Source organism: Ancylomarina sp. YFZ004 (assembly GCF_054254355.1).
Genome location: NZ_JBTCHQ010000001.1, coordinates 321,320 through 341,507 on the forward strand (window position 1 = coordinate 321,320; position 20,188 = coordinate 341,507).

The window sequence follows — 20,188 nt, forward strand, 5'->3', positions numbered from 1 at the left end:
ATTGCGATGCAAATATAGGGTTTTTTTTTCGAATGCTGCAAGTGTTTTCACTGCAAAAAAACACAGAAAGCCCTTTATTCATTATACGAAGCTGAATCTAAACCGTATACAAAATGAAAAAAATTTAAAGACTTTTAATTTGAGGGCTTTTATGCTTAAAATTCATTAAAACATGAGCAGGTAAATTGTTCTGAAGCTAAAAAAGGCTAATTTTAATATTTGAAACAATTTTCCCTTTTTGTTAAATCAACTTTGTAAAAATAAAAATACTGAAATGAAGAAATTCTTAAAAATCTTTGGTGGAATAATTCTAGTACTGATACTACTATTAGCTCTACTGCCCTACCTTTTCAAAGATCAGATCATGGATCGTGTGAAAGTAGAAATGGATAAAGCTGTAGATGCAAAAATTGAGATTGCTGATGTCAGCTTATCTATGTTTAAAAATTTTCCCAAATTATTCGTTGAGATACAAGGTATTTCTGTCGTTGGTAAGGGTGAATTTGAAAATGACACCTTGGCCTATGTGGGCAGTTTATATACGGCTGTCGATTTAGGTTCGGCAATTTCAGGTGAACAACTTAATGTTGGGGCTATCGTATTAGCCAAAACAAAGGTAAATGCTTTAGTTCTTGAATCAGGAAAAGCCAATTGGGATATCTCTAAGGCTACAGCCGAAGAAGTCGTTGTTGAGGAAGAAAGCACCGAAGCTTCTGACTTCAAGATTATATTCGAAGAGGTACGTGTAGAAGATTTCGCTTTGGAATACCACGATGCCACTTTAAAAGCAAACTTGGTTCTTGCTGATTTGGATTTAAGCCTTAACGGTGATTTTTCTGCTAAAGAAACCAATCTAAATATTAATTCTACGGCTACTGGAATCACGTTCGATTATGAAGGTATCAAATACCTTAAGAATGCCGACTTAGGTTTAGAGGCTGCTTTAGGTGCGGATTTAGAGAATATGATTTTCGACTTCAAAGAAAACAAGCTGACTCTAAACGATTTGGAATTTGGCATGATGGGAAGTTTCGCCATGTTGGAAGATGCCTATAAAATGGATCTAAAACTGGATGCTAAAAAGACAGATTTTAAATCTCTGTTATCTATGGTTCCAGAAGAGTTCTTGAAAGATGTCAAAGGACTGGAAACAACGGGGAACTTGGTTCTGAATGCATTCGTTAAGGGTGAATACAGAGAAGATCACATGCCTGCCTTTGGTGCAAAACTAAAAGTAGCTGATGGCAATATAAAATACCCAGACCTACCCGAAACCATCAATAATATTAAGATTGATGCTGAAGTGAATCACCCAGGTGGCGATTTGGATGCTCTTGTTACTGATGTGAATGCATTTCACATGGAAATTGCTAACAACCCTATAGATGCTGAGATTCATATTAAAACACCAATGAGCGATCCTGAGATTAGTGGTCTTTGTATAGGTGTTATCGATTTTGCAAAAATTCGTCATGCCATTCCTATGGATAGTATTAAGATAGCGGGTCGAATAACTTCTAATATCAGTTTCAAAGGTCGTTTATCGGCTATCGAAAAGGAAGAATATGAAAAATTCATGGCTAAGGGTGATCTTAAGCTTAAGAACTTTGAATTCACCACACCTGATTTCCCACAAGGTATTCGAATCGTAAGCTCGGTATTGAGCTTTACACCTCAGTTTATCAAGTTGAATTCATTCGATTCTCGTATTGGAAAGTCTGATGTACAACTGAATGGTCGACTTGAAAATTACATTCCTTATGCCTTAAAGGGGAAAACACTTAAGGGGAACTTCAACATGAATTCAAAAAGCTTCGACTTGAATGAATTTATGACTGAATCAGATACAACAGCAGTAGAAACGACAGATACCATTCCAATGTCAGTAATACCTGTTCCTGCTGATTTGGATATCAAATTTGTTGCAAACATGCAAAAAATCATTTTTGATAAAATGCTGATTGAAGACGTGAAAGGCTTAATCGTTGTTAAGAATTCGGTTGCAAAACTGACCAACCTTTCGATGAATATGCTTAAAGGGCAAATGACCATGAACGGCTCATACAGCACCAAGGATGTTAAAAAACCAAACTTCGATTTTAGTTTAGATGTAAACGAGTTTGATATCAAATCGACTTACGAGTCTTTAAGTATGGTTAAGGCGATGATTCCAATGGCATTAAACTGCGAAGGAAAAGTATCTTCTGATTTGAAAATTAAATCTCAATTGGACCAAGAAATGGCTCCTGTCATGAATACCCTAAACGGTAATGGGGCATTCCACTCAAGAGGTATTATCATTAAAGACAGTAAGGCTTTTGTTGCATTAGCTAAAGCGCTTAAGAATGATAAATACAAACGCATTTCAGTTTCAAAATTCGATATGGATTTCCTTATCACAGACGGAAATATAATCGTGAAACCTTTTAAAACTAAGATTGCCGGACACGACGCAACGATCTATGGAACACAATCAGTTGATGGGAAACTGGATTTCACCATGGACATGAAACTGCCTAAAGAAGAATTGGGAGGCGATGTCAACAAATTTCTAGCTAATATTCCTGGAAACAAAAGTATTCAGAAACTTGATGTATCTGTTAAGATTACAGGAACCACTGACGATCCTAAAGTGAACCTAGACCTAAGCAAAGCGATTAAGCAAGCGAAGGATGCTGCACTGAAAGAACTGAAGAAGAAAGGCAAAAAAGATCTGGAAAAAAAAGCCAGAGACTTATTTAAGAAGCTGTTCTAAAAAGCTCTCATCATTAAGAAATAGCTGATTCAAATCAGCAAAGCAAATAAACCTCGTGAGTTCATTCTTACGAGGTTTTTTTGTATCCTTAGGATATGAATATTAATGCAGTTTTGATAGCTTTACTTAGACTCATGATAAGATAATGCCCTCTCCCAATGGGAAAATAACAAGACCCTTTAGAGATATGTGAGAATCAACATTTTTAGGGCTGTTATAAACTAGTAAGTAGCAATTAACCATACAGCAAATTCAGATTTTGAAATTATCTAGTCACTTGAAATGGAAAGAATTCTAAAATACATTGATGAAAATTATCATAGCACCATAACTAAAGGTGAAATTGAAGATCTGGCTTGCTGTTCACAAAGAAATAGTCAACGCCTGTTTAAAAGATTCTTTAATGAAACCATAAGTAATTGTCAGAAAAGGCTAAGATTGGAAAATGCGTATAAAAGTTTGGTTTACACCAGCGAATCCATTAAAAATATAGCATACGATGTTGGCTACGAGAATCAATCGTCCTTTAACAAGGCCTTTGTAAAACATTTCGATATCACTCCTACTGAGGCCAGAAATACAAAGAAGGTTTTGTTTGATAACTATATTCAGCAAAATGAGGACGATGAAAAAAGAATCGATTATGAATTGGTTCACATTCCCTTAAAACTCGTTTATTACAAGCTCATCATGACCTACAACTACAGTAATGAGTCAATAAATCGCCTTTGGAATTCAATAGAGAATGACACAGCAAACAATGATAGCACAAACTATTACGGACTTATTTTGGATCAACCTCTTATTTCGGATAAAGCAAACTGCAGGTACGAAGCATGTATCGATAGTCAGGTAGATTCAAAGGACTATCTCTCGAAACATATTTTTGGAAAGAAATATCTCAAATTCTCTCATTCAGGTGATTTTGATTCCATTGAAAATACCTATCAACAGATATTTTACAATTGGATTTACCATTTAAACTATGAAATTGATAATGGGCCGATAGTCGAACACTATTTAATCGACAATGATATCAAAAATAAAGAAGGCTATCGAACTGAAATCTACGTGCCCGTAAAATAATTGTCGTTTTAGGAAAAGTGTATGCCAATGGCATTCCATTTCTTTGTCATATTATTAACGCAAACTAAAAGGATGGATAAGATGATGTATATAAGTTTAATGGTTTTGACAGTTTTAACATCTTGTAGCAAAGATGAAGTTCATAATACTGAGCCTAGGCTAGAAGCGCAATACAGCTTTCCCGAAGAAAGTGAAGCACATGAAGGAACATGGTTGCAATGGCCTCACCATTATCAATATGGTATCGATTTCCGCAAGGATTTGGATGCTACCTGGGTGGCAATTACTAAAGAATTGGCGACTAGCGAAAATGTACACATTGTAGCCTATAATGAAACAGAGAAAAATCGAATTATTGAGCTTTTGAAGCTTGATGAGATTCCTTTAGAGAAAATAGATTTTAAAATTTATCAAACCGACGATTTTTGGACTAGAGACAATGGTCCTATTTATGTTCGCGATAAAGATGGCAAATTGCTTATACAAGATTGGGGATTCAATGGCTGGGGAGAGAAAACAGATTTTAAAAAGTGTAATACCATTCCAAGTAAAATTGCTAAAGACCAAGGCGTACCTGTCTTAGATTTAAATGAGATAATGATTAACGAAGGTGGAAGTGTTGAGGCAGATGGTCACGGAACACTAATGGGCTGTAAAAGTTCTATTTTAAATAGCAATAGAAACCCTGGTATGAGCCAGAAAGAAGCTGAAGAGATTTTCACTAAATATTATGGCGTTACTAATTTTATTTGGCTCGACGGTCAAGCCGGATTAGACATTACAGATCAGCATGTCGATGGTTTTGCCAGGTTCGCAAACTCAAGCACCATTATAACGATGAACAAGAATGATTTAAAGTACTATGATGTAAAGCAATCGGATATTAATAAACTATATGCAGCCACAAATAAGAATGGAGAAGCCTATGAATTTCTAATTGTTCCTCTAAGTCAAAATGATGTGATGACGACTTACGGAAAAAATGTTGGCAAAGGTTCTTATTGCAACTATTACATTGCAAACACCAAGGTTTTGGTTCCAATATACAAGGATCCCAATGACCAATTGGCTTTAGAGATTATACAAAGCATTTACCCAAACCGAAAAGTTGTTGGTATAGATTGCAGAAATCTATATGCGAATGGTGGAATGATACATTGTGTAACCCAACAGCAACCAAAAGAATAAAAGAATAAAAGACCAAAAAGATTTCAATCCTAAGAAATAGCTGGTTCAATTCAGACAAACCAATAATCCTTGTGAGTTTATTCTTACGAGGATTTTTTTGTTTTTAAGCCCATAAGGTGGAATGCATCCATATAAGAATCCCGCTAACTAAACAGTAATAATGTTAATGCAATTATCATAACTTTGTTTTAATATCATAATAAGATGCTTTTACCCCTCCAACATGGCGGTATAACATCAATATTGATGTTATACATACTTTAGGCGACTGAGCATAACAGAATTAAAATAACAAAAGAGAAAATTAGATTCAATGACAATTGAAATAAAAACGCACGAAAGAGAGTTGTTCAGAAATATTGACAACACGGAAAAGACTTTAAGAGATCGAGAATTTTATAAATGTAAATCCATGACATTTACAGAAAAATTCGCATCAATCTATAAAAAGTTACTCCCAACGCCTTTTACTATTGCGATTCTACTCACACTATTCACATTTTTACTCGCTTTAATCTTTACTAAACCCACTGACACTGGTGCAGGCGCTTATATTCTAGATTTGGCTGGATTTTGGGAAAACGGTTTGTGGAATGACGGCAAAGGAGGCCTCTATTTTGCGTATCAAATGATGTTAATGTTGGTATTAGGGCATATTATTGCCTTATCCAAACCTATTTCGCGTCTCATTGACACCTTATTGCGCCCTTGTACGAATACGGCAAACACTGCTTTTATCGTTACATTTTCGACTATAGTCGTGAGCCTTTTTAATTGGGGCTTAGGATTAATATTCGGCGCCATATTAGCCCGCAAAGTCGGTGAAAAATTCCACCGTGAAAATAAACCATTGAACTATCCTTTGATAGGCGCAGCTGCCTATGTTGGTTTAATGGTTTGGCATGGCGGCATATCGGGTTCATCTCCAATAAAAGCTGCGGAAGAAGGAAATCTTAAAGACTTAGTTGAAAATGTTCCGGGAATTGATTTAGCTGCACTGCCGAATCAAGTAGGCATGAATGAAACCATCTTCTCTAGTATGAATATCACGGTCACCTTATTACTTTTAATTTGTGTGCCTCTTTTTATGTACTGGATTGGAAAACGCAGTTTTAGCTTTAAGAAACTTCCCCAACCCATCATGGCAGAAACGCTTGAAGAAAAAAACCATGAAGGCGCCGAGAAACTTGATCACTCTTCCATTTTTAGATGGATTATTGGGGGGCTAATTTTATTCTATGCTTTTTACAAAGCCGCCATTTTGCCAGAAGAATTGAGTTTGAAATTTCTAACTCCAAACTTTATCAATTTCACCTTATTAGGTACAGCCATTATTTTCCATAAAAACATCACCCAATTTTTAGAAGCCGCTGGAAATGCTATCTCAGGTGCAACGGGTATTTTATTGCAATTCCCCCTCTATTTTGGCATATTAGGCATTATGATTGGCTCCGGATTAATTGGCCAAATTTCAGATGTATTTGTCGCCATTTCCACAACCGATAGTTTTCCAATTTATAGTTTTTTCTCCGCTGGTTTAGTCAATGTTTTTGTACCAAGTGGTGGCGGGCAATGGGCCGTGCAAGGACCAATTATTATTGCCTCTGCACAAGAATTGGGCGTCTCTTATCCAAAAGCAATTATGGCGCTTTCATATGGAGACCAACTTACCAATATGATTCAACCTTTTTGGGCCTTGCCATTGTTAGGAATTACGGGCTTAAAAGCGAAAGATATTCTACCCTATACGCTCTTACTCTTCTTGGCGGGCGGTATTATCTTTTTATTCGGATTAACGCTCTTTTAAAGTGAGATTTAAGGCATAAAAAAATCCCTTGACTTAAGATCATCCGAAATCGGGAACCCACGAAACTTAGCAAGACCATTAGTCGTCTTAGTTAAACAGAATTAAAATAACAAAAGAGAAAGATAGATTCAATGACAGTTGAAATAAAAACACACGAAAGAAAGTTGTTCACAAGTATTGACTACACGGAAAAAGTTTTAAGAGATAGAGAATTTTATAAATGTAGATTTGTGAACTGTATTTTCGTAAGAAGTGATCTTATTGGTAACAGTTTTGAAGATTGTACTTTTGAAAATTGCGACTTTTCGATGGCAAAAGTTCAAGGGGCAGGTTTTAGGAATGCGACCTTTAAGGAGTGTAAGATTTTAGGTGTTGATTTTTCGGAGTGCAACAAATTTATGTTCTCTTTTTCGTTCTATAATTGTCATTTAGATTATTCTACGTTTTATGGCACAAGGTTGATGAAAACAAAATTCGATAAATGCTCTTTGAAAGAGACTGATTTTACTGAAGTAAATTTATCTGCTTCAGTATTTTCTGACTGTGACTTAAGCAATGCTGTATTTTTAAGTACCATACTAGAAAAGGTAGATTTTAGAACTGCAAAAAACTATTCGATAGATACTGAATCTAATAAATTAAAGAAAGCCAAATTTTCAGCATTCAATCTTGAAGGTTTACTACATAAATACCAATTAGATATCGATTATAGCTCTTAGACTTGATTTCAACTAAGACGTTAAATCATAACAAAGTAAGAACTAAAAAAAGGGCTAACTCCACAAAAGAGTTAGCCCTTTTCTATTTAGTCGTTGCATATGCTACTGCGCGATTAGCATCGCGTTCCTTTGTTTATAAATTATAACCACAGTATATAATCGTGCGGCAGCATGTGGTGGTGGTTTTAATCGAAGTATCCATCCCAAGTAAATCAGAAAACAGCTTGCTGCTCCTCTCCTCCCAATACTTCTAATTCCAAACGTAAATAAATCATAGCTCTTGCAGATTAAGATATTATTCATACATTTGAACCGACTGCACGTGCGGTCAGTTTGCGATAAAGGATATAAGTTTTATGGATAAGAGAGAACAATTAATAAAAATAGCCACCAAATTATTCTCAGAAAGAGGATATGAAAACACACCACTGTCGGCGGTATGCGAAACGGCTAATGTTTCAAAGGGTCTAATTTCTCACCATTTTAAGTCAAAGGATGGCTTGCTGAGAGAGATATTCATGAAAACAACGAACTTAATCGTTGAAATTAACAAAAATGATAAAACGAAGCTTTCTCCTAACGAACGCCTGGCAGAACTTTTGGAATCGTTCTTTTCGCAATTGGAAAAAGATAAGTTGTTCTTTCAGTTTAACATGAATGTGATTGTTCAACCTAAAACTCGCGAGATATTGAATGATTTAATAAACGAAAGGTCTTCGTTTATACTGAAAGCTACTCGTGATATATTCGACGAAATAGATGCTGAAAATTCACGAGTATTAAGCCATATTTTCATTGCAGAACTGGATGGAGTTGCACTTAATTATTTAGGAATTTATGAAGATTTCCCCTTAAAGCAAATCAAAGAACATCTAATAAAAAAATACGCATAGCGATGAATTTTATAAAAACAGATCATACAGACAGCATTACTAAATTACGATCGGAACTATATCAAAACCTATCAGCACCAATCGACGCCATGTGGGAATTGCTATACATAGCTTCCTCACAGCATTATCTAATTGAAAAGGATAAGACGACTATGGGCTATTGTTGCATAAACGATGAGGACAGCCTGCTACAAATATTTCTCCTGGAAGCGTTTAATTCAAAAATGGATCAAGTCATTGAAGAATTAATCAAATCGAAACTGATTAAATCAGCTAGCTTGAGTTCAAATGAACCTATAGCATTTAATGCTTGTTTGTTTCATTCAAAATCAACCAAGGCAAATACCTTCTGTTTTGAGCATTCGAATACAGCCATTGAAGTCAACTCAAAATTGAATATCGATCTCGTTTCGAATGAAGATATTCCTGCTATTAAAGCCTTCTTGAAAGAACAATTAGGGATGGATGACACCTTTGGTTATACCGAAAACCTTGTTTCACGAAAAGAGATTTTCATGATCAAGGAATCAGATGTGATAATTGCCACCAGTGAATGCAGAATCAGCGATTCGCAGCCTGGGATTGCTGATTTGGGAATTATCGTTAACAGAGACTATCAAGGTAAGGGTATTGCAACTCAAGTCATGCAAATGCAAGTAAACCGAGTGTTAAAATTAGGAAGAAAACCTATTTGTTCTACCACATTGGAAAATATAGCTTCAAAGAAAATGATAGAGAAATCAGGCTTTTATTACTCCAATATCATTTTTGATATCAGTTTTACTGATAGTTAATTCAATTTGAGAAAACTTTGTAAATTGATTACTCGTATAAATAAGCAGCATGAACAAACGAAAAATAATTCTGAACTTGTGTACAAGTCTGGATTCATATATAGAAGGGCCCAAAGGAGAAATTGATTGGTGTTTAATGGATCAAGACTATGGAATGACCGATTTTTTGAACCAAACGGATACGATATTCTTTGGACGAAAAAGCTATGACCAATTGGTTAGAGAAATGCCAGATGCCTTTTCTGATAAAAAGAAAGTGGTATTCTCTAAAAGCATGAAAAGTGAGGATCCTAATCTTAAAATAATTAGTGAGAACCTTGAAGAGGAAGTTGAAACAATAATCAATTCACAAGGAAAAGACATCTGGTTATTCGGTGGAGCGAGTATAGTAAGCGACATGATTAATGCCAATCTAGTTGATGAATTAATCATTTCCGTTCACCCACTAATTCTCGGAAGCGGAAAACCATTGTTTATGGATATTCTGAAGAGAAAAAAATTAACATTGCTTGACAACCAAACATTTTCTACCGGATTAGTTCAATTGCATTACAGGATTGAGAATGAAAAGCTGATACAAAATGAAAAAACTAACACTCAATGATTTAGGCTGCAATACGGGTTTAGAACAATACTGTAAGGACAATAATCTTGAATCTTTCGATATTGGTCGCATTATATCAGAACACAAAGATAGATATATCGTTAAAACAGCTAGTACAGAATATGATTCTGAACTCATCGGAAATTTAAGGTTTACTGCTAATAATCGCTATGACCTACCTGCTGTTGGAGATTGGGTTGCTATTTCAGAATATGATGAAAATAAGGCATTGATCCACTCCATTTTGCCAAGATATTCAATCATTGAAAGGCAAGCGGTTGGAAAAACCGGGCAGATACAAATCATTGCAACAAACATCGATTACGGTTTAATTGTTCAATCGGTTAATAGAGATTTCAGTATAAACAGATTGGAAAGGTATTTGACAATCTGCAACGCTTCAAAAGTAACGCCTTTAATCATTCTTAGTAAAATTGACTTGATTGATGAGCTAGCCTTAGAAACAATTCTGACTCAAATAAAAGAACGCATCAAAGATGTTCCACTCATTGCGATTAGTAATCAATCTCAAATTGGCTTGGATAAATTAGAAGCGATTATCAGTAAAGGAAAAACCTATTGTTTGCTTGGTTCGTCAGGCGTTGGGAAGTCAACCCTTTTAAACAAAATAGTAGGTGAAGAATTAATGACGACCAATGCAATTAGTCAAAGTATTGATAGAGGAAAGCACGTCACTAGCCACAGAGAGTTAGTCGTTCTGAAAAATGGCGGCATTCTAATTGACAATCCAGGCATGAGAGAAGTTGGCCTTGCTGATTCTAATAGTGGGCTTGAAATCACCTTTGATGACATTGTAAAGCTGACTTACGACTGTAAATACAAAGATTGTACGCATACTAATGAAAAAGGCTGTGCCATACTCGAGGCAGTTGATAGTGGACATATTGATTCGGATTCTTACTCTAACTTTCAGAAAATGCAAAGAGAGCAGGCACATTTTAATGCCAGCCTAGTGGAAAAGAAACAGAAAGATAAAAACTTCGGTAAGATGGTTCGAGAAGTTAAAAAGCAGAGGAAGAATAATAAGTTCTAAGAACAACATCTAATAATATAGGGCTGCCTCCACTGTGAAATCAGCCCTTTACTTTATAATCCTAGGCAAAGCTAGTGAAACAAAAAAAGTGGAATCAACTAAGAAATAGCTGATTCAATTCAGCTTACAGAAAAAACTCGTAAATTCACCCTTACGAGTTTTTTTGATATTAAATCCGTCAGATGTAATGCATCCTTATAAAATCAAAACCCTAAAGTAGTATGGCCAAGAAAAAAATAAAACAAATTTTCAGAATAGTACTTATTATAGCAAGTATATCCTCCATGTTTTTTGTACCATGGCTTTTGGTAAAGGCGTGGATACTTCCACTACCAGTTACGGTTCAAGAACAGTTGGATGAAGCCACTGGTCATGGTTTTGACGGAATGATTGCTTATGTAGACCAAGCTGGGAAGCCACCAGCGTTTTATGCCGCAGGCTGGCATAACCGAGAAAAGAAGATACCTGCCAAACCTAAAGCTCTATTTAAGATTGCCAGCATCAGTAAGTTATATGATGCTGTGGCTGTCACCAAATTAGTCAGTGATGAACGTCTTTCTTTGGATAAAACCATCGCCGATTATTTACCGGAGCTTGTAGGTAGAATTGAAAACGCTGATAAAATTAGCTTGAGATTGATGATACAGCATAGAAGTGGCATGCCCAATTTTACGGACGCTCCGAATTTTTGGGCAGCTCCAACACAGACCTATGAAGAAAGTCTTGCATTAATTCTGGATAAACCGGCCAAGTTTGAACCCGGTAAAGACTATGAGTATTGCAACACAAATTACCTGTTAATCAATAGGATAATGGATAATGAACTAGGGTATGGAAACTTTCAATTCATTCAGGAAGAAATTCTAAAGCCGCTAAACCTTAACAATACCTTCGGTTCGCTAAGTGAAGTGAATATGGACGATGTGATGAGTGGCTATCATGTAGGACATCCCTTCGATTTAAAGGCAGACGAACATGGCATGTTGGCCACAGCAGAAGACGTGGGTACTTTCCTAAGGGCATTGAACGATGGCTCATTGTTTGAACCAGGAGAACAGGAAATTTATGCTTCCATTTATGAGTATGAACATGCAGGTTGGGTTCCGGGATACCAAAGTTTTGCAAAATATCACAAAGACCTTGATGCTGTTGTTATTGAGTTCTACAGTACAACTGATCCTAAACTGTACAATTGGAACTTGTCAGAAATTATAAATAATAGAATTGTTAAAATATTGAAAAGGCAAACAAGCTCATAATTATATACAGAAGGCTTTGAAACGTTCTTTATACTAAGCCTTAGCAGCAATCCTAGACAATAGCACAATCGCGATAGCTTGTAAAGTCATCCTTTGAAGAATTGGCGAAAGGCAAAAAGATGGAAAAGATTTTAATACAGTAATCAAAATCGGAATTATGGCAAAGACAACTTACTCAGGGAAAAGCGTCATAGATTTTATAAACTCATTTGTTGACAACGAACAGAAAAAAGCTGACAGTTTCCGTTTGATAGAATTGATGCAGGAATGGTCTGAGTCTGAACCCAAAATGTGGGGACCGACCATTATCGGATTCGGCAACTACCATTACAAGTATGCAAGCGGACACGAAGGAGATGCGCCAGTTCTTGGATTTTCTCCGAGAAAAGCAGCCTTCTCACTCTACGTTTATTCTGATACAGAAAGAAGTAAATTATTGTTAGCTGAGCTCGGTAAATTCAAAATGGGTAAAGCCTGCATTTATGTGAAAAAACTTTCTGACATCAATATTAGAATTTTACAAGAACTCAGTATAGAATCAATTAAATACATTAATGAGCATCACGAATGTTCTTGCAGGAAAAAATAAGGGGCAAATTGACAAAAGACCAAAACAGGTAACACTATATATGTACGTTAAAACTTAAAGAAAGGGCTGACTCCACATAGGAGTCAGCCCTTTTACTTTATATTGCTAGCTAAAGCTAGAGAAACAAAATAGGTGAAATCAATTAAGAAATAGCTGATTCAATTCAGCCAAAGCAATAAACATCGAGAGTTCACACTGACGAGGATTTTTTGTTTTTAAAGGTTATAAAGTGGAATGCACCTGAATAAAACCCCTGATATTTAACAGTAAAAATGTTAAACTAGTTTTTATAACTTTACTTAATATCATAATAAGGTACCCTACCCCTCCAATGTGTAGGTATAACAACACCTTTTATAAAGACACAGGAGAAACAACAGCCACATGCTTGTTATTAACTAGTTAGCAAATATTTTTCCAAGAAACCCTGTAACCTTAGCAATAGTTTTTGTGTCTAATAATAAAACTAGTAAAGGAAGAGTTATGAAAAGACAAATCTTATTAATTAAATTAATTCCAATACTTTTTATTGGGATAAGCTTACAAGCACAAGTTAATACTAAAGTAAATACTGACTTTGAGGATAAGGTACAAAGCTGGCTGACCGAAAAGAATGTACCAGCAGTTAGTGTCGGTATAATTGAAGACGGTAAAATCAAGTATGTTAAAGCATTTGGAGAGATTCAAAAAGGTGTGCCGGCAGAAGTTAATTCAATTTTTAATATAGCATCCATGACCAAACCGGTTGTAACAATGCTGACTCTAAAATTAGTTGACGAAGGTAAATGGAAGCTCGATGAACCTCTATTTTATTATTGGGTTGACCCAGATGTAAAGGATGAACCTTACCATAAAACACTTACTACTCGACATGTTTTATACCATCAGACGGGATTTACAAATTGGAGATCTGGACATCCCACTAAGAAACTTACTTTCGATTTTGAACCCGGAACTCAATATCATTACTCCGGAGAAGGTTTTGAATATTTAAGGAAAGCATTGGAAAACAAGTTTGAAAAACCATTGGAAAAATTATTAGACTCATTAATTTTTAAACCAATTGGAATGGAAAACACTCAATATTGGAACGAGAGTATTGATACGCTTAGACTTGCACGTTGTCACGATGCTAATGGGAATGACTATAATTTTTCTTATAAAACCAGTGTGCTGGCCGCAGGCAACCTACTTTCTACTGCTGAAGATTATTGCAAATTTTTGATTTATGTTATGAATGGTGCCGGACTTTCACAAAATCTATATGATGAAATGCTAAACCAAAAAATAACTGGTAACGATCATTTACCAAGGGGATTAGGCTGGGAAATTATAAAAGACCTGCCAAATGGTGAATATGGTATAGAACATGGAGGCACAAATACAGGAATGTGGTCTATGTCTTTTATATTGCCTAAATCTCAACGGGGTATTGTAGTTCTGACAAATGGTGATAATGGGGTTCTTCTTTATAGCAATATTATTAAAGAAGCTTTTGATGAAGGAGAAACGATTATCAATTACATAATGGGAGTAACTCCCCGTGAAATTGTGACTGTGTCTGATGAGGTTTTGGAAAGATATACTGGGGATTGGCTAGATTCGGATGGTAGAAAGCATAAAATTGTTAAAGGTGAGGGCGTATTGAATTTTTCAGGTACCGGATTGCCTAATGTAATATTATATCCCGAATCGGAGAATAAGTTTTTTCTTAAAGGATTCGATGTTCAGTTTGAATTTACAACCAGTGACTCATTTATTTTAATCAGTGCTGGAAACATCGACTGGACTGCAAAAAAGATAAAATGAAAAACATACTAATTAGAAATTACTTACTTGGGATATTTTCTATTCTATTTTTCTTCACCGAAGGAAATATTCTTGCTCAGAATATAGAATCCGTTTCAATAAAAAACCTGCGACAACATATGGATGCTATCGCATCTGATGCAACAGAAGGTCGTCTTACAGGATCAGCCGGGTATAGAAAAGCGGCAGATTATGCTGTGACTGTTTTTCAGGAAGCAGGATTAAAACCGGGGTGGATTAATGAAAAGGGTGAAAAATCTTTCTTACAGCCTGTACCATTCTTACGAAATTATTATAAATCTACTTCGTTAACAATCCGAAAAAACGGAAAGAATAATACTTTTGACCATTCGACCAATGATTTCGTTATTTTAAATATTGGTAAGGGCAGCGAAAATAATCAAATTACGCCTCTTGCTTTCATTGGCTATGGCATAAGTGAACCGGAAAAGGGATGGGACGACTATGCAGATATGGATATTAAAGGAAGGTGGGTAATTCTATTAGATGGTTTACCTCCGGAAAACTCAAATCCAGCATTCCCGGATAATCTACGTAAAAAATATGCTGATTGGAAGACACGTGATTCACTCAGAAACAAAGTTCTTATTGAACATAAAATTGCCGGGTTAATTATTATACCTAATAAAGATAAGATTGACAACTGGGAGCATGTTATACGTCGCAGTTACATAGATCATTTCAGTTACGTTGATGATGAAATGAACAGAAAAGAAACACCGGAACCTGTTTTATCTGTTATACTTATAGGCCCGGAGATCCTTAAACCGCTTTTTTCCGGACAAAGCTTTGATCCTATTGCTAATAAAGGTAAATATCACTCATATATTTTAGACAATACAAAACTCAGTGCCACCATTAATTGCAAAAAGGAACCGATTAATTGTTATAATATTATAGCAATTGCCCCTGGAACAGATTCGATATTAAAGAATGAATATCTTACTGTTGGCGCACACCTCGACCATCTTGGTAAAATTGGAAATAAGGTGTATAATGGAGCAAACGATGATGCAAGTGGTTGTGTTATTATACTCGAAGCAGCCAAAGCAATTGCGTTAAATCCACCTAAAAGGTCCGTGATATTTATTCTTTATACAGCAGAAGAGTTGCATGGTTTAATTGGCTCAAAGCACTTTTTAAGAAAACCTCCAATTCCAATGGATCAAATTTCACTTAATATTAATATTGAACAAATTGGCAGTAAAAACCGCGCTTATGAAGGCATCTGGATTATGAGTCCACCAGGATTTAAGGCATCATTTCATAAGGTAAGTCAAGCATACAGCGAAACGAATTTTAAATATGATTCGATTGAGAATTTTATAGATGATCTGAAAAATCAAGTTGATTTATGGACTTACTACCAAAAGAAAATCCCGGCAATTATGCTCTCGTCAGGCGGATTTCCGGAACATCATACAACAAAGGATAAAATTGAGCTGATCGATTTTGATCATTTACTTGTGGCAGCTAATTTTTTGCATTCCTTTATTGTTGAATTAGGGAATGAAAAACAATTAACTGAAACCAATAAAACAAAAAAGACTGATAACTAATGATGAATCTATATATTGAATTCTAAAAACTGAATAAGAATCAATTGTTTAAAATAAATACAAAATAAAACGTTTGCCAACACGCGCTCATAGTTAATTGCCGGTTCAGTTGTAAAATCAAGGCTTGTAACCCGCTTTAAGCTTATTGCAACTTGAATGAGAAGAAGCCCGCAATCGGCAACATAAGCATAGCGCCATTCGTTAGCACCAATCAATTCAAAATCAAATAAAAATGAAAGTTACAGCCGAAAAAAATGAAAAGGTTGCCAATATGATATTTGCATCCATTTATCCACTTTACCTGAATAGATTGGAGAAAAATGGAAGAACAAAAGAAGAACTCAATCAAGTAATTAAATGGTTCACTGGTTTTGATCAAGATGCTTTACAAGCACTTATTGATGAAAAAGCAACCTTTAGAACATTTTTTCAAAAAGCTAAAATAAATCCAAACGCACACTTGATTAAAGGAGTCGTTTGTGGTTATCGAATTGAAGAAATAGAGGATGAATTTGAATTGTATAGACAATGTAGACGTATGGAAAAGCTGATTGATGAATTAGCAAGAGGTCGTAAAATGGAGAAAATTTTGCGTGAAGAATAAAAGTAGAAACTGGTGCTAACAAAAGCTAAATTTCATGGGCGCTGATGAGTAGTTTGATCAGGATAGTACAATTAATCCCGCAAGCAAGGACCAGCAAAACCCTTAAAATTATACCATAAAGGAAAAGGGCTGACTCCTCTGTGGAATCAGCCCTTTTTCTTTATACATGAGCCCAGGCATATGCGCGATTGCAACTCCACGCTGGTCCGCGATTAGCTTCCCTGATCTCCACTACGTTTCGGTAATATCGCGTTCCTTTATTTATCATACAATACAAACAAAACGTAGTGAGTTCACACTTTCGAGGTTTTTTTTGTTTCTAAGCCCCAAAAGTGGAATGCACCTGAATAAAAAACTGCCCTAGCCTCACCAATATGCTGGTGTAAGAACACCCTTTGTTTAGAGATATCAGAAATAAGATCAATAATGCTGTTATACATACCTTATCAGCAACAAAAAAGCCCCATCAAATTGACAGGGCTCAGTTAAACTTATTATCTAAATATTATAATCCACTGAAACCAACACCTTCAAACATCATGCTTGGTGTTTGCCACGCACGATCTTTTAATGGATCGTTACCAATCGCAATTAGATTATTCCAAATTTCTTTATGATTTCCGGTAATGTTCATACCTGATACAGGATGAAGTATTTCTCCTTTTTTAACATAGAAGCCCTCTACTCCAACTGAAAAATCGCCGGTTGCAGAATTTGAATTACCTCCGTTAAAACCAGTTACCAAAATACCTTCATTCATATCTTTGGTCAAGGCTGATAAGTCTTTATCTCCCAGTTTAAAAATCAGATTAGATGTCGAGCTTGTAGTTGGTTCCATATCTAACTTCTTACCGTAATAATCACCGATATAATAAGTTCGAAGTATACCATTCTCTATGACCGTCATTTTACGGGAAGCCAAACCATCACCATCATACAATCGTGAGTTACGTCCTGATTCAATAAATGGATTATCGGTAATACTCAATAAATCAGAAGCTATTTTATGACCAATCTTTCCTTCTAAAAAGGATCTTTTTTGCTGAATATTATAAGCATACATGGGTTGAAGAAGAGAACTAAGTACACGGCCTACTGATCTGTTTTCAATCAGCATTTCCATTTTTCCCGACTTAATTGTCTTGGCTCCAATTTTCCTTAAAGCTCTTTCAACAGCATATTTCCCAACACCTTCTCCTGATAATTGATCCCAAAATCTTGCGGCATTATAATGATAATCACTTGGACGGCTATCTCCACCATTTATAGATGCGCTTGCGCTAACAGAATATGATGTTGATTCTTTGAAACCCTCAACACCATTACTCAACACTAAATAACTACGGTAAAATCCATCATTATAAGATCCGGAAACGCTAATAATTCTTTCATCCATACCTGTAGTTTCAGCCTCAACTTGCATTGCCAAATCAATTTTCTGACGAGGATCAATTGAGTCATAACGTGAATCAAATAGTTTCAAATCCTTTTCGGTCCCATCATAACAAAGATGACGATCTGGTAAAGAACGATATTGATCTTCAGCTAAATAATTCGTTCCTAGAATAGCCTCCTTGATAAATTTCTCAAGATCATTCCTATCAAGTCGATTAGTGGAATGTGTCGAATATTTTCCGTTCACATAAAGCTTAAGGCTTAATCCACTTTGAATTGATTCCTGTATTTTATCTATTTTCTGGTTTCTTACCTCTACTTCCGATTCCTTAGAATCAGAAACCGAAACTGAAACTTCTTTTGCGCCATTTTCTTTGGCATATTTGGAAGCCCATTGGGCCAATTCCACTTTTTTATTGTCTTTCATCGAAACTTCTTTTTAATTGATTAAAAGTAAACTCTAATGCTTCATTAAGCATTAACACCACCAACAGTCAGCTGTGTTACTTTAACTGTTGGCAATCCCATAGAAACGGGAACACCCTGTCCTCCCTTACCACAAGTTCCTGTACCACAATCAATTTTCAAATCATTACCTACCATTGAGATTTGACGAAGAGCTTCAGGCCCATTACCAATCAGATTGACATCTTTTATCGGTTGGGTCAGTTTACCATTTTCAATTAAATAACCAGATTTCACATAGAAAGTAAAATCACCGGCTCCAATTTTAACTTGTCCGTTTGTAAATGTATCGACATAGATACCTTCCTTTACACTTGAAATAATATCTTCTTTGCTGTGAGGGCCAGCTTCCATGTACGTATTCCTCATACGAGGAATTGGTGCATATCGGAAGGACTCACGACGCCCATTTCCTGTTGGCGCCACATTGTAATGTTTTGCACTAATTCTATCGTGCAGATAACTGGTTAACACACCATTTTCCACCATTTTTGTTTTCTGGGTAAGAATTCCCTCATCATCAACATTCAGAGTTCCCCTATAATTTGGATTAGTTCCATCATCAATTATGGTCACAAAATCTTCTCCAACCTTTTGCCCCATTTTATCACTAAAGATTGATGTTCCCTTGCGATTAAAATCAGCTTCGAATGCGTGCCCCATTGCCTCATGTAACAAAATCCCAGCTCCTCCGGCAGCCAAAACCACCTCCATTTGTCCTGCTTTCGGTTTCACAGCTTCAAATTGTCTATTGGCTCCCTCTACAACTTCATTCGCTATTTCATCTATTAGCTCGTCATTCAAATATTCATATCCTTTTCTCATGGAACGTGATGCAAAGAAATCTTCTCGTCTATCTCCTTTTTCCATAACACAAACTGCAACAAAACTAACCATAGGGCGATAATCAAAACTGACCACGCCTTCTGAATTGGCAAAAAGAATATATGAAGAACTATCGTTGAGATAAACCTGAACCTTAGCCACTTTATCATCCAAACTGAACACCTTATCGTTCAATTTTTGGAGATATGGTATTTTTTGTTTGATAGATACATCCTCCCAAGAAGTTTTAATTTTACAGAATTCGGGATGTACACTTTCTTGCAAATTAATAGGTGGAAACTTTTTGTTTTCAGTTGCAATACTTGCTGCCGTTTTTGCTACTTTCTTCATAGCATCCAAAGTAATCTCTTCTGAGAAAGCATAACCGGTCTGATCCCCTTTCAATACACGCACTCCTACTCCATAGTCAATGTTGGATCCAGCACGATTTACTTGCTTATCTTGAAGCGCAACATTGTTTGAAAGAGAATGTTCGAAATACAGATCACAATAATCTCCTCCTCTTGATAAGGCTTCAGCAAGTACCTTTTGAAGCATTTCTCTGTCAACATTAAAATGAGCGTAATACTCTTCTAAGCCCGATTGTTCGGTAATACGATTACATCCCATACTTAAGAATGAGGGCAAAATTGCCATTCCCGCTAGAGAGAAAGATCCTGTTCGGATAAAGTCTCTTCTTGAAAATTCATTGTTCATATAAAAGTTTATTAGGGTTTGGGTTTTCTTAGAATTCTTTGGTGC

General features: G+C 35.8%; 16 protein-coding genes. 14 read left to right on the forward strand and 2 right to left on the reverse strand.

Features of this window, described 5'->3' with window-relative positions:
- Positions 1 to 274 precede the first annotated feature (274 nt).
- The 14 genes from ACXR6G_RS01380 to ACXR6G_RS01445 all read left to right on the forward strand — a co-directional run bounded on the left by ACXR6G_RS01380 (position 275) and on the right by ACXR6G_RS01445 (position 16,741).
- A complete protein-coding gene (locus ACXR6G_RS01380; RefSeq protein WP_458359602.1) occupies positions 275 to 2,755 on the forward strand; it encodes an AsmA family protein in 2,481 nt (826 codons plus the stop codon).
- 282 nt (positions 2,756 to 3,037) lie between these two features.
- The gene (locus ACXR6G_RS01385; RefSeq protein WP_458359603.1) at positions 3,038 to 3,841 is read left to right on the forward strand and encodes an AraC family transcriptional regulator; all 804 of its coding nucleotides are present in this window, start codon (positions 3,038 to 3,040) and stop codon (positions 3,839 to 3,841) included.
- 81 nt (positions 3,842 to 3,922) lie between these two features.
- Positions 3,923 to 5,029: an agmatine deiminase family protein gene (locus ACXR6G_RS01390; RefSeq protein ID WP_458359604.1), complete on the forward strand. Its 1,107-nt coding sequence runs from the start codon at positions 3,923 to 3,925 to the stop codon at positions 5,027 to 5,029.
- Positions 5,030 to 5,342: 313 nt separating this feature from the next.
- Positions 5,343 to 6,836, forward strand: a complete 1,494-nt coding sequence (locus tag ACXR6G_RS01395; RefSeq protein WP_458359605.1) for a short-chain fatty acid transporter — start codon at positions 5,343 to 5,345, stop codon at positions 6,834 to 6,836.
- 230 nt (positions 6,837 to 7,066) lie between these two features.
- Positions 7,067 to 7,555, forward strand: a complete 489-nt coding sequence (locus ACXR6G_RS01400) for a pentapeptide repeat-containing protein (protein ID WP_458359606.1) — start codon at positions 7,067 to 7,069, stop codon at positions 7,553 to 7,555.
- A gap of 356 nt (positions 7,556 to 7,911) precedes the next feature.
- Positions 7,912 to 8,448, forward strand: a complete 537-nt coding sequence (locus ACXR6G_RS01405) for a TetR/AcrR family transcriptional regulator (RefSeq protein WP_458359607.1) — start codon at positions 7,912 to 7,914, stop codon at positions 8,446 to 8,448.
- Positions 8,449 to 8,450: 2 nt separating this feature from the next.
- Entirely contained in the window at positions 8,451 to 9,242 is a 792-nt protein-coding gene (locus ACXR6G_RS01410; protein WP_458359608.1) for a GNAT family N-acetyltransferase, read from the forward strand.
- A 49-nt stretch (positions 9,243 to 9,291) separates the two neighbouring features.
- The gene (locus tag ACXR6G_RS01415) at positions 9,292 to 9,846 is read left to right on the forward strand and encodes a dihydrofolate reductase family protein (protein WP_458359609.1); all 555 of its coding nucleotides are present in this window, start codon (positions 9,292 to 9,294) and stop codon (positions 9,844 to 9,846) included.
- Positions 9,824 to 10,900 carry a ribosome small subunit-dependent GTPase A gene (gene rsgA, locus ACXR6G_RS01420; RefSeq protein ID WP_458359610.1) on the forward strand — a complete coding sequence of 359 codons (1,077 nt, stop codon included), beginning with the start codon at positions 9,824 to 9,826 and terminating at the stop codon, positions 10,898 to 10,900. Before ACXR6G_RS01415 ends, rsgA begins: the two co-directional genes overlap by 23 nt.
- A gap of 221 nt (positions 10,901 to 11,121) precedes the next feature.
- On the forward strand, positions 11,122 to 12,159 hold the full coding sequence (locus ACXR6G_RS01425) for a serine hydrolase domain-containing protein (RefSeq protein WP_458359611.1): 1,038 nt from the start codon (positions 11,122 to 11,124) through the stop codon (positions 12,157 to 12,159).
- A 157-nt stretch (positions 12,160 to 12,316) separates the two neighbouring features.
- Positions 12,317 to 12,748 (forward strand): DUF1801 domain-containing protein, encoded by a 432-nt coding sequence (locus tag ACXR6G_RS01430; RefSeq protein WP_458359612.1) that lies wholly within the window; start codon positions 12,317 to 12,319, stop codon positions 12,746 to 12,748.
- A gap of 483 nt (positions 12,749 to 13,231) precedes the next feature.
- Positions 13,232 to 14,557 carry a serine hydrolase domain-containing protein gene (locus ACXR6G_RS01435; protein ID WP_458359613.1) on the forward strand — a complete coding sequence of 442 codons (1,326 nt, stop codon included), beginning with the start codon at positions 13,232 to 13,234 and terminating at the stop codon, positions 14,555 to 14,557.
- Positions 14,554 to 16,137, forward strand: a complete 1,584-nt coding sequence (locus tag ACXR6G_RS01440) for a M28 family peptidase (protein WP_458359614.1) — start codon at positions 14,554 to 14,556, stop codon at positions 16,135 to 16,137. Before ACXR6G_RS01435 ends, ACXR6G_RS01440 begins: the two co-directional genes overlap by 4 nt.
- A 232-nt stretch (positions 16,138 to 16,369) precedes the next feature.
- A complete protein-coding gene (locus tag ACXR6G_RS01445; protein ID WP_458359615.1) occupies positions 16,370 to 16,741 on the forward strand; it encodes a DUF2200 domain-containing protein in 372 nt (123 codons plus the stop codon).
- Positions 16,742 to 17,246: 505 nt separating this feature from the next.
- On the opposite strand, the gene ACXR6G_RS01450 is transcribed toward ACXR6G_RS01445, so the two are convergent.
- Both ACXR6G_RS01450 and ACXR6G_RS01455 read right to left on the reverse strand, forming a co-directional pair.
- Positions 17,247 to 18,563, reverse strand: coding sequence for a TldD/PmbA family protein (locus ACXR6G_RS01450; RefSeq protein ID WP_458359616.1), 1,317 nt, complete (start codon positions 18,561 to 18,563; stop codon positions 17,247 to 17,249).
- 44 nt (positions 18,564 to 18,607) lie between these two features.
- Positions 18,608 to 20,143: a TldD/PmbA family protein gene (locus tag ACXR6G_RS01455; RefSeq protein ID WP_458359617.1), complete on the reverse strand. Its 1,536-nt coding sequence runs from the start codon at positions 20,141 to 20,143 to the stop codon at positions 18,608 to 18,610.
- Between the last annotated feature and the right edge of the window lie 45 nt (positions 20,144 to 20,188).

Coding starts and splice junctions, on each gene's coding strand:
- rsgA (WP_458359610.1), top strand. CDS start 9,824: ATGAAAAAACTAACACTCAATGATTTAGGCTGCAATACGGGTTTAGAA.
- ACXR6G_RS01435 (WP_458359613.1), top strand. CDS start 13,232: ATGAAAAGACAAATCTTATTAATTAAATTAATTCCAATACTTTTTATT.
- ACXR6G_RS01380 (WP_458359602.1), top strand. CDS start 275: ATGAAGAAATTCTTAAAAATCTTTGGTGGAATAATTCTAGTACTGATA.
- ACXR6G_RS01410 (WP_458359608.1), top strand. CDS start 8,451: ATGAATTTTATAAAAACAGATCATACAGACAGCATTACTAAATTACGA.
- ACXR6G_RS01450 (WP_458359616.1), bottom strand. CDS start 18,563: ATGAAAGACAATAAAAAAGTGGAATTGGCCCAATGGGCTTCCAAATAT.
- ACXR6G_RS01415 (WP_458359609.1), top strand. CDS start 9,292: ATGAACAAACGAAAAATAATTCTGAACTTGTGTACAAGTCTGGATTCA.
- ACXR6G_RS01395 (WP_458359605.1), top strand. CDS start 5,343: ATGACAATTGAAATAAAAACGCACGAAAGAGAGTTGTTCAGAAATATT.
- ACXR6G_RS01430 (WP_458359612.1), top strand. CDS start 12,317: ATGGCAAAGACAACTTACTCAGGGAAAAGCGTCATAGATTTTATAAAC.
- ACXR6G_RS01455 (WP_458359617.1), bottom strand. CDS start 20,143: ATGAACAATGAATTTTCAAGAAGAGACTTTATCCGAACAGGATCTTTC.
- ACXR6G_RS01390 (WP_458359604.1), top strand. CDS start 3,923: ATGATGTATATAAGTTTAATGGTTTTGACAGTTTTAACATCTTGTAGC.
- ACXR6G_RS01440 (WP_458359614.1), top strand. CDS start 14,554: ATGAAAAACATACTAATTAGAAATTACTTACTTGGGATATTTTCTATT.
- ACXR6G_RS01405 (WP_458359607.1), top strand. CDS start 7,912: ATGGATAAGAGAGAACAATTAATAAAAATAGCCACCAAATTATTCTCA.
- ACXR6G_RS01385 (WP_458359603.1), top strand. CDS start 3,038: ATGGAAAGAATTCTAAAATACATTGATGAAAATTATCATAGCACCATA.
- ACXR6G_RS01425 (WP_458359611.1), top strand. CDS start 11,122: ATGGCCAAGAAAAAAATAAAACAAATTTTCAGAATAGTACTTATTATA.
- ACXR6G_RS01445 (WP_458359615.1), top strand. CDS start 16,370: ATGAAAGTTACAGCCGAAAAAAATGAAAAGGTTGCCAATATGATATTT.